The sequence below is a fragment of the Pseudomonas yamanorum genome (assembly GCF_900105735.1).
Lineage (GTDB): Bacteria > Pseudomonadota > Gammaproteobacteria > Pseudomonadales > Pseudomonadaceae > Aquipseudomonas > Aquipseudomonas yamanorum.
This window is the reverse complement of record NZ_LT629793.1, coordinates 2,038,510-2,057,054: the sequence shown is the minus strand read 5'-3', so window position 1 is coordinate 2,057,054 and position 18,545 is coordinate 2,038,510. Positions and strand designations below refer to the sequence as shown.

Here is an 18,545-nt window from a genome sequence, read left to right as displayed (position 1 = left end):
CATGGCCAAGCTGCGTATAGCGTTGGTGGCCGGAGAAGCTTCCGGCGATATTCTCGGTGCAGGCCTGATGCGGGCTCTCAAGCTCCAGCATCCGGCGGTTGAATTCATTGGTGTCGGCGGTCCGCTGATGCAGGCTGAAGGCCTCACGTCCTACTTTCCCATGGAGCGCTTGTCGGTCATGGGGCTGGTGGAAGTGCTGGGCCGGTTGCGTGAGCTGCTGGCTCGCCGCAAAAAGCTGATCCAGACCCTGATCGAAGAAAAGCCCGACGTCTTTATCGGAATCGACGCTCCGGACTTCACCCTCAATATCGAACTCAAGTTGCGTCAGGCCGGGATCAAGACCGTGCATTACGTCAGCCCGTCCGTGTGGGCGTGGCGGCAAAAGCGCGTGCTGAAGATTCGCGAAGGCTGCGACCTGATGCTGACCCTGCTGCCGTTCGAGGCCAGGTTCTACGAAGAGAAGGGCGTGCCGGTGCGGTTTGTTGGCCACACTTTGGCCGATACCATCCCGCTCCAGGCGGATCGTGCTGCGGCGCGTGCCGAACTGGGCTTGCCTGACGGGCCGTTGGTCGCCTTGATGCCGGGTAGCCGTGGTGGCGAAGTCGGTCGTCTCGGCGCGCTGTTTTTTGATGCTGCCGAACGTCTGCAAGCGCTGAAGCCGGGCGTGCGCTTCGTATTGCCGTGCGCCAGCCCTCAGCGTCGCGCGCAAATTGAAGAGCTGCTGGTAGGTCGCAACTTGCCGTTGACCCTGCTCGACGGCGGCTCGCACCTGGCCCTGGCGGCGTGCGATGCGGTGCTGATCGCCTCCGGCACCGCGACCCTGGAGGCCTTGCTCTACAAACGCCCGATGGTCGTAGCCTATCGCCTGGCGCCGCTGACCTACTGGATTCTCAAGCGTATGGTCAAAAGCCCGTACATCTCGCTGCCCAATTTGCTGGCCCAGCGACTGCTGGTGCCCGAATTGCTACAGGATGACGCGACGCCCGAAGCCTTGGCGCAAACCATGCTCCCGCTGATCGACGGCGGCGAAGAACAAACCCGTGGTTTCGACGAAATCCACCGCACCTTGCGCCGTGACGCATCGAACCAGGCGGCGGACGCTGTGCTGACCTTGATCGGCCATAAACAGGAAACCCTATGAAGACGCAAATGGGCCTGGATTTCAGCCTGGTCGCCGATGCCCTTGATCTGGTTGCCGGTGTTGACGAAGTCGGTCGCGGCCCGCTGTGCGGCGCAGTCGTCACCGCCGCAGTGATTCTCGACCCGAACCGCCCGATCCTCGGCCTGAACGATTCGAAGAAACTCACCGAAGCCCGTCGTGAAAAGCTCTACGACGAGATCTGTGAGAAAGCCCTCAGCTGGCACATCGCCCGGGCCGAGGTCGAAGAAATCGACGAACTGAACATCCTGCACGCCACCATGCTGGCCATGCAGCGCGCCATTGAAGGCCTGCACATCACGCCCAAAATGGCGATGATTGACGGCAACCGCTGCCCGAAGCTGACGATGCCCGCAGAAGCGGTGGTCAAGGGCGACAGCAAGGTGCCAGCGATTGCCGCTGCATCAATCCTGGCCAAGGTCAGCCGAGATCGCGAAATGGCAGCTTTTGAATTGATCTACCCGGGCTACGGCATCGGCGGGCACAAAGGTTATCCAACGCCCGTTCATCTGGAAGCTTTGGCGCGGCTGGGCCCGACCCCGATCCACCGCCGCTCGTTCGCCCCGGTTCGCCAGGCTTACGAAGCGCGGGAGAGTCTCAGCGAGGTTTAGTCGCGAGGCTGATGTTTTGCTCAAGGCCCGGTACAATCCGGGCCTTGTTGTCTCCACGTTTTTAGACAGGATCACTATGCCGGCTTCATTCGTTCACCTGCGCCTGCACACTGAATACTCCCTGGTCGACGGCCTGGTACGGATCAAACCCCTGGTCAAAACCCTGGTGGGCATGAACATGCCTGCCGTGGCGGTGACTGACCAGAACAACATGTGCTCCCTGGTCAAGTTCTACAAGGCCGCCATGGGCGCCGGCATCAAGCCGATCTGCGGCGCCGACCTGTGGCTGTCGAACAAAGACCCGGATAACCCATTGAGCCGCATCAGCCTGTTGGCGATGAACGGCGTGGGTTATCGCAACCTCACCGAACTGATTTCCCGTGGCTTCATCGATGGCCAGCGCAACGGCTCGATCATCATCGAGCGCGAATGGGTGGCCGAGGCCAGCGAAGGGCTGATCATGCTCTCGGCGGCCAAAGAGGGTGAGATCGGCATCGCGCTGTTGGGCGGCAATCCCCACGAGGCAGAAGTACTCGCCCGTGAGTGGATGGAGGTGTTCCCCAACCGTTTCTACCTGGAAATCCAGCGCACCAACCGCCCCAACGATGAAGAACAGTTGCACGCCGCCGTGGCCCTGGCTGAAAAGCTTGGTGCGCCGCTGGTGGCGACCAACGATGTGCGCTTTATCAAGAAGGAAGACTTCGAGGCCCACGAAACCCGCGTATGCATTGGCGAAGGCCGGGCGCTGGACGATCCGCGCCGCTCGAAAAACTACAGCGAAGAGCAGTACCTCAAAAGCGCCGATGAAATGGCCGAGCTGTTCAGTGACCTGCCCGAGGCCCTGGAAAACTCCGTCGAAATTGCCAAGCGCTGCAATATTGAAGTGAAGCTGGGCAAGCACTTCCTGCCCAACTTCCCGATCCCCGATGGCATGACCATCGACGAGTATTTCCGCAAGGTGTCCTTCGACGGCCTGGAGGAACGCCTGAGCGTCCTGCTGCCCAAGGACACCACTGAAGATTATGAAGCCAAGCGCCAGGTCTACGTCGACCGGCTGAATTTCGAGCTGGATATCATTATCCAGATGGGGTTCCCCGGTTACTTCCTGATCGTAATGGACTTTATCCAGTGGGCCAAAAGCAACGGCGTGCCAGTGGGCCCAGGCCGTGGATCGGGTGCCGGGTCGCTGGTGGCCTATGTGCAGAAGATCACCGATCTCGATCCGCTGGAATATGACCTGCTGTTCGAACGTTTCCTTAACCCGGAACGGGTATCGATGCCCGACTTCGACGTCGACTTCTGCATGGATGGTCGCGACCGGGTTATTGAATACGTGGCCGAGAAATACGGCCGCAACGCCGTAAGCCAGATCATCACCTTCGGTTCCATGGCGGCTAAAGCGGTAATCCGCGACGTGGCCCGGGTGCAGGGCAAGTCCTACGGCCTGGCTGACCGACTGTCGAAGATGATTCCATTCGAAGTCGGCATGACCCTGGAAAAAGCCTACGAGCAGGAAGAAATCCTGCGGGACTTCATCAAGGTCGATGAAGAAGCGGCCGAAATCTGGGACATGGCGCGCAAGCTCGAAGGCGTGGTGCGTAACGTCGGTAAACACGCCGGTGGTGTGGTTATCGCGCCTACCAAGCTGACTGACTTTTCGCCGATCTATTGCGACGAAGAAGGCGACGGCCTGGTAACCCAGTTCGACAAGGATGACGTGGAGGCGGCCGGCCTGGTGAAGTTCGACTTCCTCGGCCTGCGGACCCTGACGATCATCGACTGGGCGCTGAAGACCATCAATCGGGACCGCGCCAAGGTCAACGAGCCACCGCTGGATATCGCGTTTATCCCGCTGGACGACAAACCGACCTACAGCCTGCTGCAAAAGGCTGAAACCACGGCCGTGTTCCAGCTTGAATCCCGCGGCATGAAAGAGCTGATCAAAAAGCTCAAGCCCGACTGCCTGGAAGACTTGATCGCACTGGTGGCCCTGTTCCGTCCGGGCCCGCTGCAATCAGGCATGGTGGATGACTTCATCAACCGTAAGCACGGACGTGCCGAGCTGGCTTACCCGCACTCCGACTACCAGTACGAAGGCCTCAAGCCAGTACTGGCACCGACCTACGGCATCATCCTGTATCAAGAACAGGTGATGCAGATTGCTCAGGTCATGGCCGGCTATACCCTCGGTGGCGCGGATATGCTGCGTCGAGCCATGGGTAAGAAAAAGCCCGAGGAGATGGCCAAGCAGCGCGGTGGTTTCATTGAGGGCTGCGCCACCAACAACATCGACGCTGACCTGGCCGGTAACATCTTCGACCTGGTAGAGAAATTCGCCGGTTACGGCTTCAACAAATCCCACTCCGCCGCCTACGGCCTGGTGTCGTACCAGACGGCCTGGCTGAAGGCTCACTACCCGGCGCCGTTCATGGCCGCGGTACTGTCTGCGGATATGCACAACACCGACAAGGTCGTGACCTTGATCGAAGAAGTGCGGACCATGAAGCTGCGCCTTGACGCGCCGGACGTGAACACCTCCGAGTTCAAGTTCACGGTCAACGACGAAGGCCGCATCATTTATGGTCTCGGCGCGATCAAGGGCGTGGGCGAAGGCCCGGTGGAGGCGATTACCGAAGCGCGTCAGGACGGGCCGTTCAAGGACCTGTTCGACTTCTGCGCCCGGGTCGACCTCAAGCGCATCAACAAACGTACCCTGGATGGCTTGATCCGAAGCGGTGCCCTGGATCGTCTGGGTCCGTACTTCCATGATGAGCCGAAGGCTTACCAGGCCAACATCGATCGCAATCGCGCGGTATTGCTGACCGCCATGGAAGAAGCGATCAAGGCCGCCGAACAGACCGCACGCACCCACGACAGCGGCCACGCCGACCTGTTTGGCGGGCTGTTCGTCGAAGAAGACGCCGACGTCTACGCCAACCATCGCAAGGCCAAGGACCTGACCCTCAAGGAGCGCCTCAAGGGAGAGAAGGACACCCTGGGCCTGTACCTCACTGGTCACCCGATTGACGAGTATGAAGGTGAGATCCGGCGTTTCGCCCGCCAGCGCATCATCGACCTGAAGCCGGCGCGGGACACCCAGACCGTCGCGGGCATGATCATCGCGCTGCGGGTGATGAAGAATAAAAAGGGCGACAAGATGGGTTTCATTACCCTCGACGACCGCTCGGGCCGCATCGAAGCGTCGCTGTTTGCCGATGCATTCCACTCCGCCCAGTCGCTGTTGCAGACCGACGCGATGGTGGTGGTGGAAGGGGAGGTCAGCAACGACGACTTCTCCGGCGGCCTGCGCCTGCGGATCAAGCGCGTGATGAGCATGGAAGATGCTCGCACCAACCTCGCCGAAAGCCTGCGCTTGAAGGTCAAGACCGATGCGCTCAAAGGCGATCAGCTACGCTGGTTGGGTGACTTGCTTAAACGCCACCGTGGCGCCTGCCCGGTGACCATGGAGTACACCCGCGACGATGCCAAGGCGATGTTGCAGTTTGGTGAGACGTGGCGAATTGATCCCGCTGATGGCTTGATTCAAGCATTGCGTGACCAGTTCGGGCGTGACAACGTCTTCCTCCAATACCGTTGACGGTCAGGCCGTACAAAGAACGCCTGATCTCGACCGAACATTTAATCTCGACCTAACCGCGCCTCTCCCTTAAGGTAGGGCGCGAATAGACAACCGGCTGGCCAGGCACCCCTTGGCCGTCGACCCAAGACGGACGCTTATGAACCCGAATTTTCTTGATTTCGAACAGCCGATCGCTGACCTGCAAGCCAAGATCGAAGAGCTGCGCCTGGTCGGCAATGACAATTCGCTGAATATCGGCGATGAAATCGCTCGCCTGCAAGACAAGAGCAGCACTCTTACCGAAGACATCTTCGGCAAGCTGACCAGCTGGCAGATCGCGCGTCTGGCCCGCCACCCGCGCCGTCCGTACACCCTGGACTACATCGAGCACATCTTCACCGAGTTCGATGAACTGCACGGCGACCGTCACTTCTCCGACGACGCCGCCATTGTGGGCGGTATCGCTCGCCTGGACGACCAGCCAGTGATGGTGATCGGTCACCAGAAAGGCCGTGAAGTGCGTGAGAAAGTCCGTCGCAACTTCGGCATGCCGCGTCCCGAAGGCTACCGCAAGGCTTGCCGCCTGATGGAAATGGCCGAGCGCTTCAAGATGCCGATCCTGACCTTCATCGACACCCCGGGCGCCTACCCGGGTATCGACGCTGAAGAGCGCAACCAAAGCGAAGCGATTGCCTGGAACCTGCGGGTGATGGCTCGCCTGAAGACTCCGATCATCGCTACCGTGATCGGCGAAGGCGGTTCCGGCGGTGCGCTGGCCATTGGCGTCTGCGACCAACTGAACATGCTGCAATATTCGACCTACGCGGTGATCTCGCCGGAAGGTTGCGCCTCGATCCTGTGGAAAACCGCCGAGAAAGCGCCGGATGCCGCTGAAGCCATGGGCATCACCGCAGATCGCCTGAAAGGCCTGGGTATCGTGGACAAAGTGATCGCCGAGCCATTGGGCGGCGCCCACCGTGACCCGGCTGCCGCTGCCGCGACCATTCGTGCTGAACTCAGCTCGCAACTGGCGATGCTCAAGAAGTTCGACAACGAGGCGCTGCTGGCCCGTCGTTACGAGCGACTGATGAGCTACGGTCTCTAAGCCGACGCGTTGCCAAATGCGGGAGCGGGCTTGTGTGGGAGCTGGCTTGCCTGCGATAGCATCAACTCGGTGCACTAGATAAACCGAGTTGGCTGCATCGCGGGCAAGCCCGGCTCCCACATTTGCTTTGTGTATGCTGGGTTATCGCATTCCGGATTGATGGCGTACTTTGCTATGAAGCCCACCTTGACCGCCAAACTTCTGCAAATCCTCGCCCCCTGGCGCAGCGCTCCGGCCTGGCATATCGCCTTCTCCGGCGGCCTCGACTCCACCGTCCTGCTGCACCTTCTGGCCACTCTGGCCAAAACCGACACACTCCCGCCACTCAGTGCTATCCATGTCCATCATGGGCTGCAAGCTGCGGCTGACGCGTGGCCGGCGCATTGCCGGGCTGTGTGCGACGCCCTGGGCGTTCCCCTGCAAGTGATCCGCGTGCAGGTGCGACCCGGCGCGAGCCTGGAACGCGCCGCCCGTGAGGCGCGGTATCAAGCGTTTGCCGAGGTCACCGGGGCAGGGGAGTTGCTAATCACGGGCCAGCACCGCGACGATCAAGCTGAAACCTTGTTGTTTCGCTTGCTGCGTGGGGGCGGCGTGCGTGGGCTGGCGGCGATGCCTGTGCAGCGTCCATTGGCGGGTGGCTACTTGGTGCGGCCCTTGCTGCATGTATCCCGCGCCGATCTGGAAGCCTACGCCCGCGAGCATCAATTGGACTGGATTGAAGACCCGTCCAACGCCGATCCGCGTTTCTCCCGCAATTACCTGCGCCACCATGTTTTCCCGCGCCTGATCGAACGTTGGCCCCAAGCCGTCAGTACCATGGCCCGCAGCGCCGAACATTTGAGCGAAGCCCAGGGCTTGCTCGACGAACTGGCACAAATGGACCTGCTGACCGCCAGCCAGCCCCCGGCGTTTCCCTGGCTCGTATTGCCCTCACTGACCCTTGAACCGCTTGCCGCGCTCTCCGAGGCCCGCCAGCGCAACGCACTCATGCACTGGCTGACACCGCTGACACGCTTGCCCGACAGCGAGCACTGGGCCGGCTGGGCGACCCTGCGCGACGCCAAGGAAGACGCACAGCCGCTGTGGCGTCTGGCCGACGGTCAATTGCACCGTTGCGGTGGGCATATCTGGTGGTTACCCGCCAGTTGGTCGGATTTTTCTGACGCATCGGTGAGCTGGTCACAGCCACAAAACCCACTACAGTTACCCGGTAACGGCCAACTGCACTTCAGCGGCAGCGCACCCGAAGGTCCCCTGAGCATCCGTTATCGCCAAGGCGGCGAAATCATGGAATTGCCAGGCCGGGGCCGGCGTGACCTGAAGCGGTTGCTTAACGAAAGTGCCGTGCCAGGCTTCATCCGTGGCAGATTGCCGCTGCTGTATCAGGGCCAACAATTGCTGGCTGTGGCCAACCTGCCGGGGCTTGCGGCAAGTGGCGGTACCGACTGGCAATTACATTGGATGCCACCAACCTGCGATCAAGGTTTGAGCTGATAGAGCCTTTCCGGTAGACTACGCTCCCTTCTTGATACAACTTCTGTGGATTCGCCTGAATCGCAGCAGTTGCCGATTACCAAGCAGTCTTTGCTGGGCGATTCCAAAAAATGTGTAGCGATCAACGTACCGGTGTTTCATTGCTGGTCTGTCACAACGCGGCGGTTTTTTTGAAAGGTGCACTGTGATTAATGCAGGTGATCGGGGGCTTCGGCCTTCCTTCGCTTTCCCCGGCGGCTCGGACCGCTTTAACGCAGACTTCTAGGGTTTTTCATGACGCGCTACATATTCGTCACGGGCGGTGTTGTTTCTTCATTGGGGAAAGGCATTGCCTCCGCTTCATTGGCGGCCATCCTGGAGGCGCGGGGACTTAAGGTCACCATGCTCAAGCTGGACCCGTACATCAACGTTGACCCGGGCACCATGAGCCCGTTCCAGCACGGTGAAGTGTTCGTCACTCACGACGGCGCCGAGACCGACCTGGACCTGGGCCACTACGAGCGGTTCATCCGCACGACCATGACCCAGAACAACAACTTCACCACCGGCCGTGTCTACGAGCACGTGCTGCGCAAGGAGCGCCGTGGTGACTACCTGGGTGCAACCATCCAGGTGATCCCGCACATCACCGACGAAATCAAGCGCCGCATCATCAAGGGTGCAGGCGATGCCGACGTGGCGATGGTCGAGATCGGTGGCACCGTGGGTGACATCGAGTCCCAACCGTTCCTCGAAGCCATTCGCCAGTTGCGTTTCGAAGTCGGCGCCAAGCGCGCGATGCTGATGCACCTGACACTGGTGCCGTACATCGCCACCGCCGGCGAAACCAAAACCAAGCCTACCCAGCACTCGGTCAAGGAACTGCGTTCCATCGGCCTGCAGCCGGACGTGCTGGTGTGCCGCTCCGACCACGCGATCGACATCGCGTCCCGTCGCAAGATCGCCCAGTTCACCAACGTTGAAGAACGTGCGGTGATCGCCCTGGAAGACGCCGACACCATCTACAAGATCCCGGGCATCCTGCATTCCCAGGGCCTGGATGATTTTGTCGTCGAGCGTTTCGGCCTGCAGTGTGGCGGCGCCGATCTGTCCGAGTGGGAAGCCGTGGTCGACGCCAAGCTCAACCCTGAGCATGAAGTCACCATCGCCATGGTCGGCAAGTACATGGAGCTGCTGGACGCCTACAAGTCGCTGATCGAAGCGATGAGCCACGCGGGCATCAGCAACCGTACCAAGGTCAACCTGCGCTACATCGACTCCGAAGACATCGAGAACCAGGGCACTGCGTTGCTGGAAGGCGTTGACGCCATCCTGGTTCCGGGCGGCTTCGGTCTGCGTGGCGTGGAAGGCAAGATCACTGCCGTCCAGTACGCTCGTGAGAACAAGGTGCCGTACCTGGGTATCTGCCTGGGCATGCAAGTGGCGGTCATCGAGTTCGCTCGTAACGTCATGGGCTGGAAAGATGCCAACTCCACCGAGTTCGATCGCACCAGCGGTCATCCGGTCGTGGGCCTGATCACCGAGTGGGAAGATGCCACCGGCGCCGTCGAAACCCGTACCGAAGCTTCCGACCTGGGCGGCACCATGCGCCTTGGCGCGCAGGATTGCCTGCTGGAGCCGGGTTCGCTGGTTCACGATTGCTACGGTAAGGACGTGATCGTCGAGCGTCACCGTCACCGCTACGAAGTGAACAACAACCTGCTGCCGAAAATCATGGAAGCCGGCCTGAAAATCTCCGGTCGTTCCGGTGATGGCGCACTGGTTGAAGTGGTTGAAGCACCGGATCATCCATGGTTCGTGGCTTGCCAGTTCCACCCGGAGTTCACATCGACCCCGCGCGACGGTCACCCGTTGTTCAGCGGCTTCGTTAAAGCAGCACTGACGCAACATCAGAAGAAGGCGTAAACCTGATGGCCCAGAAGATCATTCGCGTAGGCGACATCGAGATTGCCAACGACAAGCCCATGGTGCTGTTCGGCGGCATGAACGTGCTGGAAAGCCGCGACATGGCGATGCAGGTCTGTGAAGAGTACGTGAAGGTGACCGAGAAACTCGGTATCCCTTACGTGTTCAAGGCCAGCTTCGACAAGGCCAACCGTTCGTCCGTGACCTCCTACCGCGGCCCGGGCCTTGAAGAAGGCATGCGGATCTTCCAGGACATCAAGCAAGCCTTCGGCGTGCCGATCATCACCGACGTCCACGAGCCTGAGCAGGCTGCCGTGGTCGCCGAGGTGTGCGACATCATCCAGTTGCCGGCCTTCCTGTCGCGCCAGACCGACCTCGTGGTCGCGATGGCCAAGACCGGCGCTGTGATCAATATCAAGAAAGCCCAGTTCCTCGCGCCCCAGGAAATGAAACACATCCTGAACAAGTGCGTGGAAGCGGGTAACGACCAGTTGATCCTCTGCGAGCGTGGTTCGAGCTTCGGCTACAACAACCTCGTGGTGGACATGCTCGGTTTCGGCATCATGAAACAGTTCGAATACCCGGTGTTCTTCGACGTGACCCACGCGCTGCAAATGCCCGGTGGTCGTGCCGATTCCGCTGGCGGGCGCCGTGCCCAGGTACTGGACCTGGCCAAGGCCGGTATCAGCCAGTCCCTGGCAGGTTTGTTCCTGGAAGCCCACCCGGACCCGGACAACGCCAAGTGCGACGGCCCATGCGCCCTGCGCCTGGACAAGCTGGAGCCATTCCTGGCCCAGTTGAAGCAGTTGGACGACCTGGTCAAGAGTTTTCCGACGGTAGAGACCGCGTAACTGCCATTTCTCCGGTAAAGTATCCCACGCTAAACGCTCAGGCCCCCGGGCCTGAGCCTTGTCGCCTGCAAGCCTGCCCCGTTGTTCCACCCTTGCGGTCGGTCAAAAGATTTCCTTCAGCTGCGTCGTTTTCGTCAACTTTGGAGTGTTTACAACAATGGCAAAAATCGTCGACATCAAAGGTCGTGAAGTTCTCGACTCCCGTGGCAACCCTACCGTCGAAGCCGACGTGCTTCTCGATAACGGCATCATCGGCAGCGCCTGCGCGCCGTCCGGTGCTTCCACAGGTTCCCGCGAAGCACTGGAACTGCGTGATGGCGACAAGAGCCGTTACCTGGGCAAGGGCGTACTCAAGGCAGTCGCCAACATCAATGGCCCGATCCGCGACCTGCTGCTGGGCAAGGATCCGTTGGACCAGAAAGCCCTCGATCACGCGATGATCAAGCTCGACGGTACCGAAAACAAAGGCAGCCTCGGCGCTAACGCCATCCTCGCCGTGTCCCTGGCTGCCGCCAAGGCTGCTGCGCAGGACCAGGACCTGCCGCTGTACGCCCACATTGCCAACCTGAACGGTACCCCGGGTGTTTACTCGATGCCGGTTCCGATGATGAACATCATCAACGGTGGCGAGCACGCTGATAACAACGTCGACATCCAGGAATTCATGGTGCAGCCGGTTGGCGCCAAGACCTTCTCCGAAGGCCTGCGCATGGGCACCGAGATTTTTCACCACCTCAAGGCTGTACTGAAGGCCCGTGGCCTGAGCACTGCCGTGGGTGACGAAGGTGGCTTCGCGCCGAACCTGGCGTCCAACGAAGATGCACTGAAAGTGATCTCCGAAGCCGTGGCCAACGCTGGCTACAAGCTGGGCACTGACGTGACCCTGGCCCTGGACTGCGCGGCCAGCGAATTCTACGAAGACGGCAAGTACAACCTGTCCGGTGAAGGCCACGTATTCACCTCGGAAGGTTTTGCTGATTACCTCAAGGGCCTGACCGAGCGCTACCCGATCATCTCGATCGAAGACGGCCTGGACGAGTCCGACTGGGCTGGCTGGAAAGTGCTGACCGACAAGATCGGCGAGAAGATCCAGCTGGTAGGCGACGACCTGTTCGTGACCAACACCAAGATCCTGAAAGAAGGCATCGACAAGAAGATCGCCAACTCGATCCTGATCAAGTTCAACCAGATCGGCACCCTGACCGAAACCCTGGAAGCCATCCAGATGGCCAAGGCTGCGGGCTACACTGCCGTGATCTCCCACCGCTCCGGCGAAACCGAAGATTCGACCATTGCCGACCTGGCCGTGGGCACTTCGGCTGGGCAGATCAAGACCGGTTCCCTGTGCCGTTCCGATCGCGTTTCCAAGTACAACCAATTGCTGCGTATCGAAGAGCAACTGGGCGGTAAAGCCAAGTACAACGGTCGCAGCGAGTTTCGCGGCTGATTGTTAAATGGTAAAAGGTCTGCGGATTACGTCGGAAAAATCACGACAGCGTGAATTTCGGCGCTAATCTCTTGGCTATCAAGCACAAGCCTGGTTATTCCAGGCTTCGTGCTATCAGTTGCTTCAAAAGTTTTGCATGGCTGTCTTTTTTCACTGGATACCCGATATTCGATGCGCAGTCCCAATTGGTTGTTCCTCGTCTTGCTCTTGCTGCTGGCTGGCCTGCAGTACCGCCTATGGGTGGGGAATGGCAGCTTGGCGCAGGTCACCGAACTGACCCAGCAAATTGCCGCACAGCACGCCGAAAACGAGGTGTTGCTGGAGCGCAATCGCGTGCTCGATGCCGAAGTGCTTGAACTGAAAAAAGGCATGGAGACCGTTGAAGAACGGGCTCGCCATGAGTTGGGCATGGTCAAGGAGGGCGAGACCCTCTACCAGTTGGCCCAATGAGCCTTTCGTCACCGGCCTTCTGGGCCGTGATTCCTGCCGCGGGCGTGGGTGCCCGTATGGCCGCGGACCGCCCCAAGCAATACTTGCAACTGGGCGGGCGCACTATTCTCGAACACAGCCTTGGCTGTTTCCTCGATCATCCGGGTCTCAAGGGGCTGGTGGTCAGTCTTGCTGTCGACGACCCTTATTGGCCGAACCTGGCTTGCGCCACCGATCCCCGCATTACGCGGGTGGACGGCGGCGAAGAGCGCTCGGGCTCGGTGCTCAATGCGTTGCTTTACCTGCACAGCCAGGGCGCCAGCGATGACGATTGGGTGCTGGTGCATGACGCCGCCCGGCCGAACCTCAGCCGCGATGACCTGGACAAGTTGCTCTTCGAACTGGCCGACGACAGCGTGGGGGGGCTGCTGGCCGTGCCGGCGCGGGACACCCTCAAGCGCGCCGACAAGCACGGGCGCGTGTTGGAAACAGTCGATCGCACGCCGATCTGGCAGGCTTACACCCCGCAGATGTTCCGCCTTGGCGCGCTGCACCGGGCCTTGGCCGACAGCCTGGTCTCGGACGTGGTCATCACCGACGAAGCCTCGGCCATGGAATGGGCCGGGCACGCGCCACGCCTGATTGAAGGCCGCAGCGACAACCTCAAGGTCACCCGCCCGGAAGACCTTGAATGGCTGCGCCAGCGCCGGGCTTTCCAGTCTTCCTGACGGTCACCCCGTCACTTGTTCAAGCCCGGCCGGGGCCTTGAACTCATCCACCAGCGCCTGAATGCTGTCGAACGGTTTACCGTCCACGGCCCAACCGGGTGCGCTGATGGCGTACCGGCTGCCCTGCTGATCGATCCTGAAATGGCGTACGTCGCCTCGGCGTGAACGGTAGTGAAGGTGTGCCGGTGTCGTAACGGTGGCCGGGATCAGCATGAACTGGCCGGGTTTGGTCAGCAGCGTCTGTGGCGTTTTGGCCTGGGGCTGGGAGGGGCCAGGTGTCGGTTGCGCCGGACGTTGCAAGCTGGCGCGGTCCACCCGCAGGACCAGGTTGGCCTTGACCGTTCCCTCGCCCTTGCCGATGCCCAGGCTGGCGGTGCGTCCCGTGTCCACTTCGACGCCGAGGTGCCCGCCAGCCTCTGCATCCTCGATCCGCAGGCCGATGCTGCCGGTGAGTTCGGCGATTCCAGGAATGCCTTTGTAGGTATTTGTATGGCTGTCACCCACCAGTGCAACCCACTTGCCAGGGCGCGGCTTGGTGGTCTGTATCCATTGAATCACCTCGGTGGCGTAGTAGTTCAGCATGCGCTGGCGCAAGTTGTCGGCGGTGTCCGGCAGGTCGCGGAGCATATAGGTGACGGTGCAGTCGATCGGCTGGATTTTGATCCCGGCGTCACGGGCATGGGTGACGATGTTGACGAACGAGTAGTGCCGGTCGCGCAAAGGCGGGTAGATGTTGTTGAGGAAGCCCTTGAGTTCCTCGGGCATCACCGCGCTTCGGGTACGGTAGAACGTCTTGAGCAAGGGCATGTGTACATCCGTCAGCAGATGCTCGAAATAGATGCGTTTGACACCCTGGCTGGCCAACAGCGGCATGTTGTTGATCAGGAACGCCTTGCTCGACAGCGCGCCGTGGCTTTCGCCGACCACCAGGCCGTCGCTGGCGTGCAGCAGTTTTTGAATGATGTTCGGCTGCGACTCATTAAGGCTGAGCCTTGGAAGCAAGGGCCGCATCGGTGAAAACGGCAGGTTGGCAAAGAACACCGTGGCATCTTCAGACAGCTTGGTTCGTTTCTCGAAAAACAACTTGCGAGTGTCTTTCATTGGCTGGGCGCCGCTGCCCACGGGTTCAAGGTTTTCCGAAAACGAACTGGTATCGGTGAGCATCTCCGAAACGGTCTCACGCGCAACGGGGGGCATCTCGTAGGCACTGTAGAACGTCGCGTGTTCCGGGCCGCCGAACAGCGTGTAGACCCTTTGCCAGGCATTGCGAAATGCGCCTCCGCCGGCCAGCCCGGCCGTGCGCCATTTCAGGTCGGCGCTCTGGATGGCATACAGGCCGGTGGATTGCAGGGTGTTTGGCGCGTTGGGGGCCATTACGAACAGTTCGAAGAAGCCTGATTCATTGGGTGTCTTGTAGGTCAGGTACAGGTCGCCGTGAATCCGGATGGTCTGTAGGCCGCCGGGAGTTATCCCTGGGCTCAGGGTGCGGGTCTCGGTGCTGGCCGCAACGGAAGTTTCGTTGATGGCGGTGACGCTGATCCGGCCCTCATCCTGGCGTACTGCCGGGCCCAGTGTAGGGCGCAGGCGTTCGAGGCCCTTGAGCCCCTTGGCCACGCCATGGGCGACCACCGGCAGCGCGTTAAGGGCGCCAAATACAATGCGCTCCTTCGCGTGAGGTTTACCGCGCAGCAGGTCGTCGGCACCCACCACCATTTCAGTCGCGCCGGAGGTCAGGAAGCAAAATTCCGCCAGTAGCGCGTTGCCCATGGCCAGTGCCACGGGAATCGCCAGGATGCAGGCTTTTTCCAGGGCGTCCAGGGTGTCGGTCTTGAGCGTATCCAGGGGCGAAATAAAGCTTCGCGCCGCTATTTTTGCGAGGCGTAACCTGATCTGCCGGGCGATGAACTCAAACGGGTTACTGCCCAGTGCCGGATACGTCGGATTATTGATGTACTGCTCGGGATCCCAGTAGTTATCGGCCCGCAGGCTGTTGAACAAACCCGGGGAGGTTGCCGGCTTCGGAAACACCGCCATCCCCACCAGTGCCTCCTCCACGCCGCTGTAGATCAGGCCGGAGTCGATGGCGTCCTCATCGAAGTGTTGGGTCAGCGTCTTGCGTTGAGTGGCGTCCCTTGCCGTTTCCACCAGCCACTTGCGCATGTCTGCCGGGTTGTTGAACCCATGGAAGGGCGAGGAGTTGCCCGGGATGTAGAGCAGAGTCACCTGGCTTTGGTTGTCGGTGATGGTCAGGATGTCGGTGGATTCGCTGTTGTGGATGCGCAATAGCCGTAGGGACAGGTTTGGATCAAGACGATAGGGCGCCTGGAAGTCCTCCAGGGTGAGGTTGTCGTGGTTCTTGTCGATGCCAATCCCCGCCGCCCGTGCCGCCAGGTGCCTCTCTGCCACGGTCAGGGTGAACTCATGGAACTGTTCCAGATAGGCTTTGGTGAACGCGATGCGCATCAGGGTGTTGTAGTTTTCCCGGTGGTTGTTCCAGAACTTGCCGATCGCCTCGTCGTAGGCTTGTTCGAAATGGCTTGAGTTAACGATGTGCCTGAAGGTTTTTGGTGAAATCTCCAGCTGCGTGCTCGGGTCGTAAACCTGGGGCTGGCTTTGCAGATACAGCGCCTCATAACGCCTGGGCGGGATCCAGCCCGAGACGATGAACTCTTCGTTGAACATTGCCGGAATCCGGTTATCCATCAAGCGCGGCAGCTCGCTGACAATATTGAAATAAGGCGCAGTGGTGGAAAACCCGGTGGTATTGAGCATGCCGCCCGGGGGCTGGGGCGCATTGCAGACCATGGCCTCGGTCAGCGACATCGACTGGATCACCACGGCGGTGAAGGCCGCGTTGGGGTTGTCGGTGTTGTATTCGAGGGTGGTGAGGAGGGTGGTGTCGGGGTCGAACTCGACCTGGCTGAGGGGCTGTACGCGCTCACGGATCAACTGGGCGGCGATTTGCGAAGGTACGGGGAAATCCGCCAAGACCTTGCGAACGAAATGACTGATGCGCTGGAGTTGCGGGCCGTTGGTTATCATGGGGTGCCTGGTTACGCAGTAAAAAAAGGCTATTTACCGGCACTCAGGCGCTGCATGGGCGGTAGTTGTCTATCGCAGGTAGACGGAGTGGTTGCCCAGGCCCTCCTTGAGAAAGTCCACCAGTTTTCGCACCTTGGGCGAAAGGTGGCGTTGTTGCGGGTACAGCGCCCAAACCGCGGTGTTGGGCGGTTGATGGGCTTCGAGTAACGACACCAGTGCGCCGCTGTGCAAATGCTCCAGCACGTAATAGTCCGGCAGCTGGCAAAGGCCGACACCTTGCAGGGCCGCATCCAGCACCGCTTGCCCGCTGTTGCAGCGCCAGTTTCCTTGTACCCGCTGGGAAAATTCGCGCCCGTCCTGGGCCAGTTGCCAAATATCCGAGCTGCCGATCAGGCAGTTATGCCGACTTAATTCCGACAGGCTATGTGGCCGGCCGTACCTGGCCAGGTAGGACGGTGATGCGCACAGGTACATACGCCGCGGCGCGAGGCGGCTGGCAACCATGCGCGAATCCGCCAGGCGCCCGAGGCGAATCGCAAGGTCCAGGCCTTCGTGCACCAGGTCCAGCTGGCGGTTGGTCAATTCCACGTCCACGCGCAATTGCGGATAAAGCGCCATGAAACGCGTCACCAGCGGCACGATAAAACGCTCGCCGTAAGCCACTGCGCACGTCATGCGCAACATTCCCTTGGGCTCGCTGGCCAAGTCGCCCACGGCGCGCAAGGCTTCTTCGCGACCGTCCTGCAATCGCTGGCAATGTTGCAGGAAGGTCTGGCCGGCTTCGGTCAGCGTCACCTTGCGCGTGCTGCGATACAGCAAGCGTGTTTGCAGGCGCTCCTCCAGTCGCGCCACTTGGCGGCTGATATGGGACGACGACACGCCCAGGCGCTCGGCGGCCGCGGTGAATTGGCTGCATTCGGCCACGGCGACGAACTCATCAATGCCTTCCCAGCGGTTTTCCAACATGCTGATTATCCCTGTGCGGCAATAATGTTTTGCTTTTGTCTGGATTATTAATCAGATGAGCATGTTTTACACTGCTGGCCTTACGTTTTTAACCCGATGGAGAAACCGGATGATCAAGTCCCGCGCGGCCGTAGCCTTCGAAGCCAAGAAACCCCTCGAGATCGTTGAAGTGGATGTGGCCATGCCCAAGGCGGGCGAGGTGCTGCTGCGAGTGGTTGCTTCCGGCGTGTGCCATACCGACGCCTACACCCTGTCGGGCGCGGACCCGGAAGGTATCTTCCCATCGATCCTTGGCCACGAAGGCGGCGCTGTGGTGGAAGCCATCGGCGAAGGCGTGACCTCGGTGGCGGTAGGCGATCACGTGATCCCGCTGTACACCCCGGAATGCGGCAAGTGCAAATTCTGCCTGTCGGGCAAGACCAACCTCTGCCAGGCGATTCGCGCCACCCAAGGCAAGGGCCTGATGCCAGATGGCACCTCGCGCTTTTCCTACAAGGGCCAGCCGATTTTCCACTACATGGGGACTTCGACCTTTTCCGAATACACCGTGCTGCCGGAAATCTCCGTAGCGAAGATTCCTAAAGAAGCGCCGCTGGAAAAAGTCTGCCTGCTGGGCTGTGGCGTCACCACCGGTATCGGTGCGGTGATCAACACCGCCAAGGTCAAACCGGGCGACACCGTGGCCATCTTCGGCTTGGGCGGAATCGGCCTGTCTGCAGTGATCGGTGCAGTGAAAGCCAAGGCCGGTCGCATCATTGCCATCGACATCAACCCGGCCAAGTTTGAAATCGCCAAGCAACTGGGCGCTACCGACTGCATCAATCCCAAAGACTACGATCGCCCGATCCAGGACGTGATTGTCGATTTAACCGATGGCGGCGTCGACTTTTCCTTCGAGTGCATCGGCAATGTCCAACTGATGCGTGCGGCCCTTGAGTGCTGCCACAAAGGTTGGGGCGAGTCGGTGATCATCGGCGTGGCCGGTGCCGGCCAGGAAATTGCTACCCGTCCGTTCCAACTGGTGACCGGTCGTGTCTGGCGCGGTTCGGCGTTTGGTGGCGTGCGGGGTCGCAGCGAATTGCCAAGCTACGTGGAGATGGCCCAGACCGGCGAAATCCCGCTGGATACCTTCATCACCCACACCATGGGCCTGGAAGATATCAACAAGGCGTTTGACCTGATGCATGAAGGCAAGAGCATCCGCACCGTCATTCACTTCTGAGGTCGG

General features: G+C 60.4%; 13 protein-coding genes. 11 read left to right on the top strand and 2 right to left on the bottom strand.

Going from position 1 to position 18,545, the window contains the following annotated elements; all coding sequences use genetic code 11:
* Position 1 precedes the first annotated feature (1 nt).
* The 10 genes from lpxB to ispD all read left to right on the top strand — a co-directional run bounded on the left by lpxB (position 2) and on the right by ispD (position 13,309).
* Positions 2-1,141: a lipid-A-disaccharide synthase gene (lpxB, locus tag BLU46_RS09945; RefSeq protein WP_093201119.1), complete on the top strand. Its 1,140-nt coding sequence runs from the start codon at positions 2-4 to the stop codon at positions 1,139-1,141.
* Positions 1,138-1,770 (top strand): ribonuclease HII, encoded by a 633-nt coding sequence (rnhB, locus tag BLU46_RS09940; protein WP_088423009.1) that lies wholly within the window; start codon positions 1,138-1,140, stop codon positions 1,768-1,770. Before lpxB ends, rnhB begins: the two co-directional genes overlap by 4 nt.
* A 76-nt stretch (positions 1,771-1,846) precedes the next feature.
* Positions 1,847-5,368, top strand: a complete 3,522-nt coding sequence (dnaE, locus tag BLU46_RS09935) for a DNA polymerase III subunit alpha (RefSeq protein WP_063032894.1) — start codon at positions 1,847-1,849, stop codon at positions 5,366-5,368.
* Positions 5,369-5,507: 139 nt separating this feature from the next.
* Complete coding sequence (locus BLU46_RS09930; protein ID WP_010176746.1) at positions 5,508-6,455, top strand: acetyl-CoA carboxylase carboxyltransferase subunit alpha; 948 nt, start codon at positions 5,508-5,510, stop codon at positions 6,453-6,455.
* Between the two features lie 174 nt (positions 6,456-6,629).
* Positions 6,630-7,949: a tRNA lysidine(34) synthetase TilS gene (tilS, locus tag BLU46_RS09925; protein WP_093201114.1), complete on the top strand. Its 1,320-nt coding sequence runs from the start codon at positions 6,630-6,632 to the stop codon at positions 7,947-7,949.
* Positions 7,950-8,222: 273 nt separating this feature from the next.
* On the top strand, positions 8,223-9,854 hold the full coding sequence (locus BLU46_RS09920) for a CTP synthase (RefSeq protein WP_003219298.1): 1,632 nt from the start codon (positions 8,223-8,225) through the stop codon (positions 9,852-9,854).
* 5 nt (positions 9,855-9,859) lie between these two features.
* On the top strand, positions 9,860-10,705 hold the full coding sequence (kdsA, locus tag BLU46_RS09915) for a 3-deoxy-8-phosphooctulonate synthase (protein WP_003219295.1): 846 nt from the start codon (positions 9,860-9,862) through the stop codon (positions 10,703-10,705).
* A gap of 157 nt (positions 10,706-10,862) precedes the next feature.
* Positions 10,863-12,152 (top strand): phosphopyruvate hydratase, encoded by a 1,290-nt coding sequence (eno, locus tag BLU46_RS09910; protein WP_003219294.1) that lies wholly within the window; start codon positions 10,863-10,865, stop codon positions 12,150-12,152.
* A 171-nt stretch (positions 12,153-12,323) separates the two neighbouring features.
* Positions 12,324-12,602, top strand: coding sequence for a cell division protein FtsB (gene ftsB / locus BLU46_RS09905; protein ID WP_003219292.1), 279 nt, complete (start codon positions 12,324-12,326; stop codon positions 12,600-12,602).
* Positions 12,599-13,309, top strand: coding sequence for a 2-C-methyl-D-erythritol 4-phosphate cytidylyltransferase (ispD, locus tag BLU46_RS09900; protein WP_063032889.1), 711 nt, complete (start codon positions 12,599-12,601; stop codon positions 13,307-13,309). Before ftsB ends, ispD begins: the two co-directional genes overlap by 4 nt.
* A 3-nt stretch (positions 13,310-13,312) precedes the next feature.
* Here the strand turns inward: ispD and BLU46_RS09895 are convergent, their stop codons facing one another.
* Entirely contained in the window at positions 13,313-16,351 is a 3,039-nt protein-coding gene (locus BLU46_RS09895) for a dermonecrotic toxin domain-containing protein (RefSeq protein ID WP_093201110.1), read from the bottom strand.
* A gap of 69 nt (positions 16,352-16,420) precedes the next feature.
* Positions 16,421-17,317 carry a LysR substrate-binding domain-containing protein gene (locus BLU46_RS09890; protein ID WP_063032886.1) on the bottom strand — a complete coding sequence of 299 codons (897 nt, stop codon included), beginning with the start codon at positions 17,315-17,317 and terminating at the stop codon, positions 16,421-16,423.
* A 109-nt stretch (positions 17,318-17,426) separates the two neighbouring features.
* On the opposite strand from BLU46_RS09890, the gene BLU46_RS09885 reads away from it, so the two are divergent.
* Positions 17,427-18,539 (top strand): S-(hydroxymethyl)glutathione dehydrogenase/class III alcohol dehydrogenase, encoded by a 1,113-nt coding sequence (locus BLU46_RS09885; protein ID WP_010176741.1) that lies wholly within the window; start codon positions 17,427-17,429, stop codon positions 18,537-18,539.
* Positions 18,540-18,545: the final 6 nt, after the last annotated feature.

Bases quoted from the DNA above. Each gene is read 5' to 3' on its own strand.
- BLU46_RS09930 (WP_010176746.1), top strand. From the start codon at position 5,508: ATGAACCCGAATTTTCTTGATTTCGAACAGCCGATCGCTGACCTGCAA.
- tilS (WP_093201114.1), top strand. From the start codon at position 6,630: ATGAAGCCCACCTTGACCGCCAAACTTCTGCAAATCCTCGCCCCCTGG.
- rnhB (WP_088423009.1), top strand. From the start codon at position 1,138: ATGAAGACGCAAATGGGCCTGGATTTCAGCCTGGTCGCCGATGCCCTT.
- lpxB (WP_093201119.1), top strand. From the start codon at position 2: ATGGCCAAGCTGCGTATAGCGTTGGTGGCCGGAGAAGCTTCCGGCGAT.
- eno (WP_003219294.1), top strand. From the start codon at position 10,863: ATGGCAAAAATCGTCGACATCAAAGGTCGTGAAGTTCTCGACTCCCGT.
- kdsA (WP_003219295.1), top strand. From the start codon at position 9,860: ATGGCCCAGAAGATCATTCGCGTAGGCGACATCGAGATTGCCAACGAC.
- dnaE (WP_063032894.1), top strand. From the start codon at position 1,847: ATGCCGGCTTCATTCGTTCACCTGCGCCTGCACACTGAATACTCCCTG.
- ftsB (WP_003219292.1), top strand. From the start codon at position 12,324: ATGCGCAGTCCCAATTGGTTGTTCCTCGTCTTGCTCTTGCTGCTGGCT.
- BLU46_RS09895 (WP_093201110.1), bottom strand. From the start codon at position 16,351: ATGATAACCAACGGCCCGCAACTCCAGCGCATCAGTCATTTCGTTCGC.
- ispD (WP_063032889.1), top strand. From the start codon at position 12,599: ATGAGCCTTTCGTCACCGGCCTTCTGGGCCGTGATTCCTGCCGCGGGC.
- BLU46_RS09920 (WP_003219298.1), top strand. From the start codon at position 8,223: ATGACGCGCTACATATTCGTCACGGGCGGTGTTGTTTCTTCATTGGGG.
- BLU46_RS09890 (WP_063032886.1), bottom strand. From the start codon at position 17,317: ATGTTGGAAAACCGCTGGGAAGGCATTGATGAGTTCGTCGCCGTGGCC.
- BLU46_RS09885 (WP_010176741.1), top strand. From the start codon at position 17,427: ATGATCAAGTCCCGCGCGGCCGTAGCCTTCGAAGCCAAGAAACCCCTC.